Genomic DNA, 5,128 nt, shown 5'->3' with positions numbered 1-5,128 from the left:
GATGGTGGCTTGGGCTGGGGGGGATGGTTCAGAGCTGGGGCTGCCCGCCGAGACGGCCACCATGGCATGACGGATCACCAAGTCCCCCAGCTTGTAACCTGGCTGATATTCGGCGGCTACCACATCTTCAGGATAGTCTGGGCTGGGCTGACGGGCTATGGCTTCGTGCAGGTTGGGGTCGAAGGGCTGGCCCACCGATTTCATGCGGGAGACGCCCATCTTCTTCAGGCATTCCACCAGCAGGCGGTAGACGCTCTGGTAGCTGTTGTGCAACTCCCGCTCGCGGTCGGTTTCCAGCTTCAGCTGCTGCTGAGCCCGCTCAAAGCTGTCCACAACAGGCAAGATCTCCAGCACAAATTTCTGCCGTTCTTTTTGGCTGAACTCTTCTTTTTCCCGCTGGGTACGCCGCCGGTAGTTTTCAAAATCGGCGTAGAGGCGCAGGTAGGCGTCTTCTTTCTCTTTGAGTTGCTGGCGGACAACTTCCAACTCGTGCTGGAGCTGCTTGAGAGCTTCACCGGGATCTGGAGAAGGCTCAGCTGCGGTTTCTCCGGAGGAGGTACCGGCTTCTGCTTCGCTATCTTCCAAAATCAGCTTCTCCAGCTCTGCCTCTACGTCGATCTCTTCTTCCTGTAGTTCAGGATAGGTATCTTCTGGGGCCATCGGTTGCTTCTCTTCGGCAGTCATGGGCGATGTCGGCAAGTGTTAGCAATGAGCAGTGACTCGGATATCCCCAGTTTGGCAGTTTCAAAACCGCCGCTGCACTCAGCCAAACCAGGCTCTGTGTTGATCGTATTCTACCGGGTTCTCTTTCAGCCAGTTGAAGTCAATATCTTTTCTTTCCTAGCCGACCAGCAGATGTTCCCGTGGCCGGCCCAGGCAATCGGGGAAGTAGATCTTGGCCAAGTCGGGGATTAGGCGCCAGTTGGGGCTGTAGATGGGTTGAATGGGGGAGTGGGTGTGAATATAGTAGACCAGAAAGTCGCGGATGCTATCGGCTGAGATCCACAGGGTTTGGGCTTCTTGGAACATGCTGTAACCGCCGCCGCCGCCGGCTCGGTAGTGGTTAATGGCCAGGCGAAAGGTCTGTGCTGGTTCCACCGGCTGTCCGCGGAATTGTAAGGTCACCAGGCGCTTTCCTACGGGGCGGGTGAGATCGAAGCAGTAGTCGATGCCGTGGTAGAGGTCGAAGGTGTAGCCGCGGGCTTCGGGGGCCACGACGGCAGCAGGATCGGCGGGAAGGTGATTGGGATCCAACTGGCGAAAATAGCCGGCGGTCTGTTCTAGGGCGCGCCGCAGAATATCTCCGGTGATCTCCAAAACGCAGAGGGTGTTGTCGTAGACGGTGAGGCTGTAGGCATCTTGCAGGGAGATGGGGCCTGCCGACAGGCCGGCGCTGCTGCAGATGTTGACCAGGGAGAGCTCTGCGGGGAATCCTGCCTCCCGCACTGCTTGCAATTGGGCCTGATGGAGCAGCTCTGCCAGAGGGTTGGCCCCCAGACGGGCTGCCAGACCGCCGCTATAGGCAGAACGGGCTTGGCCAATGGGCTGACGGATGTAGCGCAGGGTGGCTTGATGATAGGGCTCTGTCAAGGCCAAGAGTTCGGGATCGGGAGGGATCCCTTCGGCGGAGAGGAGCTGTGCGCTTTTCCCGAGAATTTGCCAGCGGCTGCCCTGGCGCTCCAGCTCCAGGGATACCTGGGAGAGGTGGCTGCCCCAATAGCCGGGCTGCACCACTAGAGCTGGGGATCCCCCCAAACCGGCAATGGTCTGGTGGGTATGGCCGGAGAGGATGACGTCAATGCCGTCCAGTTCGGCCAGGGCCAACAGTTCGTTTTCCCCTGCCAGGCTTTTGTTGCTGCACCAGCCGGAGCGATCTGGGTTGTGCCAATGCTCAGGGGTGCGCAGGGGGGGCAATTGGTTGGGGCCGCTGTGCAGGATCAAGATCAAAACATCCACCTGAGGTCGCAGCAGCGATAGGTAGTGGCGGGCAGTCTCCAGCAGGGGGGCAAAGCGTAGCCCCGCAATGTAGTCGGGTCGCTCCCAGGTGTCGATGCGGGGGGTGGTCAGCCCTAGCAAGCCAACGCGAGCCCCGGCCAATTCCCGGATCAGGTAGGGCTGGAAGAGGGGATCCCCATTCTGGCGGAGGATGTTGGCACAGAGCACCGGACAGCGGAGATCGCCGACAAAATCCCGGAGAACCTGAAGCCCAAAGTTAAAGTCGTGGTTGCCAGGGGTAAAGGCGTCGTAGCCCAAGGCGTTGAGAGCATGAGCCAAGGGGTGGGGAGAGACGCGCTCCACCTGCGCATAGTAGGTGCCCAAGGGGGATCCCTGAATGGTATCGCCGCTGTCGATGAGCAGGACGGGATCCTCACTGGCTGCTCGCACGCGCTTAATAAGGGTGGCCAGCTTGGCTAAACCGTGCTCCGCAGGGATCCCGGTGAAGTAGTTCCAGGGATGTAGATTGGCATGGAGATCCGAAGTGTGGAGAATTGTTAATCGCATTCTTATATCATAGCCAAAGTTAAAGCCCCAACCCAAACTCGTCAGCCCAGCAAAAACAGCACCTGCACACAGCCCACCAAAAAGCCGAGGAGGCCGCCTAAGTTGACGATGGCCTGGAGTTCTTGGCGCACGATCTGCTGGATGGCCTGCTCCAGGTCGGCAGGGGAGGTGGCGTTGACTTTATCGGCAATGACCTGATCCAGGTTCAACACCGGGATCACCTGCATCATCAGGGATTCGAGATCCCGTTCTAGGTAGCGCTCCAAGACCAAAGCCAGGTCGGCGCTGATCTGGTCGATGGAGGTGATCAACGCCTTGGAGTTGCGCAGGCGTCCCAACACCAGGCTGGCCACTTTTTCCCAATCGATGGTCTCCCCCAGCCCTTTGATAACCTCTGGCCCTTGGCTGCGCAGGTAATCTTGGATCCCGTCGCGGAGGGCACGGCGCAACTGACGCACGGCGGAAACCGGCAGGTTTTGCAGCGAGAGGTTCTGCAGGATCTCGGTCAGGCGGCGGGAGGCGTTGATGTCTTTGAGCAGATCTTCCAAGATGGCTTCTGCCCCTTCCGGCTCTTCTAGACAATAGGTGCGCAGGCGCAACAGGGCATTTTTCAGGCCGAACAAGTTGGCCACCACCCAGTAGGAGCCGGTCGCTCGTTCACGAAACTCCTCGTCAAGGGATTCGATGTTGCGATCGGTGAGAAAGTCCACCAAGTTCTGCCGCAACACCTTTGGGGGCAGCGCCTGCTTCAGGATCCACTCCGAGAGCTGCTTAGCCTGCTCGCTGCTGAGGCGCAGCTCCAGCAACACTTGGTCGAACAGTTGGTTAATGGACCCTTCCAAAAAGGTTTCTTGGCGGGCCAGCACCTTCACCAGGCGGGGCAACGACTCGTTAAACAGGTCGGCTAAAATGCGCGCCAACACCTGAGCAGTTTGCTGCTGTTGCTCAGGGTTTTGCAGCCGATCCAGGGCTACCCCCAGCAGCCAGCGGATCCCTGCTTGCATGCGCTCGGTTTGCAGCAGCTTACGGGCCAGATTGTGCAGTTCCTCCGGCGTGAGCAGGGATCCCATGATGGTCTTGGCGATCTGCTTGGCCAGACGGGGTTGGTTCTGCGGGATCAAACCGGGGGTGAAGGGGATGCGCCAGCCGAAAACCCGATAGGGGCGGTAGGGCCGGAACAGCATTTTGATGGCAATGTCGTTAGTGAAATAGCCGATCACCAGCCCGGCCAGCGGGGGCACAACGTAGATCCAGAAGGCCATGGAAGCAATTGAGGGTGCTCTCTTCTACTCTACTGACCTGCCCCAGCGCAAGAGAGCGTTGACCAGTTATTGGATGATCAGGCTATCGGTCAGTTCCAGCTCCACCAACGTATTGGGCTGCAGCGTCACCACCCGGTCAATATTGGTACTGCCTGCCGCAGCGCCGGCCAAGCTGCCGGCCAAGATCGGCAAAAAGCCCCATCCCCCCGTGAGGATCCCCAAGGCCAACCCACCTGCTGCCCCATAGCCTGCCCCGCGGGCTACAGTTGTGCCGACGTCGGCGTTGCGATCCAACCCGACTGGTAGCGGCGCAGATTGGCCTCTCACCAAGTAGGTGGAAGAGCCGATGGTGAGGCGGTTGGCCACAAAGCGGCTGCCGACGACCCGCTCTTGGGGATCGGCGCTCTCCGCCTCCCGGCCAGACAACTTCAGTTCTCGGTAAACCGGCTCAAAAGTGCCCCACACCACACTCCCTGCCGGGATCACCACCTGGCCAAAGCGATCCACCACCGGCTCGGAGACTTCCAGGTGGCCGTTGATGGCCTGGTAGGGCTGGAAAGTGATGGGGCGGTAAGCCGTGAGGAGAATACGGGTGCCGGCAGGCAGCTCGCCCCGCGTGGCTCCAGGGAGATCCCCACCTGGGCTGAGGTCGGGCCGACGTTGATAGGAATAGGCCTCGCCTTGGGGGAGTTGTCCACCTGGGGCCGCTTGAACGGGCACCACCGGGATCGGATCCAAGGCCGGAGCTGTGGGATCCAGCGGCATTTGCGGCACCTGAGGTACAGGCGGTAGGGCCGGTGGGGCGGCAGAGCTGGGGGAGGGCGGAGCACTCAGCAAGGGCAAGGTAGGGACGGGATCCCCCCTGGGGGGCACCGGCTGAGGGGTGAACTCGAACTGCTGAGCAGCAACCGGGGTAACGGCACCGGCTATCAACACCCCCCAAAAGGAACTCCTCTGCAACAAATGCAGGAACGGCTGCAAGGTTGAGCTCATGGATCCCATCCGGTCGCAACTGGCAGTAGCTTAACATCCTGCCCCGCTTGTGCCCACTAGATTTAGTAGGTATTAAGGGATCGGAAGCTCTTAAAACACTATTGAGCCTGTTCGGGGTCTGGATCGAGTTTTCCCTAGGGGCTGGGGGAAGGAGAAGGAGTCGGTCCGCCGGGATCCCCTGGCTGGGGGGCTGGGGATTCTGGCTTAGGAGACTCTGTAGCCTCACTCTCCTGAGCCTCGGGGCTGGACTCCGGCTTGGGTTCTGCAGGAGACCGTCCTTCTGGAGAAGGAGAAGGTGAAGGCTGATACATTTACGCTGAACACTGCTGAACATCACTGTTCAACTATGCAGCGATAGCATTCTGTTTGTT

Annotated in this window: 4 protein-coding genes; all 4 read right to left on the bottom strand. The window is 59.8% G+C overall.

The window, feature by feature from the left end:
* Positions 1-684, bottom strand: a 684-nt coding sequence (grpE, locus tag NW837_RS08770) for a nucleotide exchange factor GrpE (protein ID WP_414330746.1), incomplete at its 3' end; no start/stop codon positions are given.
* Between the two features lie 156 nt (positions 685-840).
* A complete protein-coding gene (locus NW837_RS08765) occupies positions 841-2,502 on the bottom strand; it encodes a bifunctional metallophosphatase/5'-nucleotidase (protein ID WP_414330744.1) in 1,662 nt (553 codons plus the stop codon).
* 41 nt (positions 2,503-2,543) lie between these two features.
* Positions 2,544-3,764: a DUF445 domain-containing protein gene (locus NW837_RS08760; RefSeq protein ID WP_414330742.1), complete on the bottom strand. Its 1,221-nt coding sequence runs from the start codon at positions 3,762-3,764 to the stop codon at positions 2,544-2,546.
* A gap of 66 nt (positions 3,765-3,830) precedes the next feature.
* Positions 3,831-4,757 carry a hypothetical protein gene (locus NW837_RS08755; RefSeq protein WP_414330739.1) on the bottom strand — a complete coding sequence of 309 codons (927 nt, stop codon included), beginning with the start codon at positions 4,755-4,757 and terminating at the stop codon, positions 3,831-3,833.
* Positions 4,758-5,128: the final 371 nt, after the last annotated feature.

This window comes from Synechococcus sp. R6-10, from assembly GCF_047461815.1.
GTDB lineage: Bacteria > Cyanobacteriota > Cyanobacteriia > Thermostichales > Thermostichaceae > Thermostichus.
Note: the sequence above shows the minus strand (reverse complement) of the source record. Positions and strands in the feature narration are given on the sequence as shown.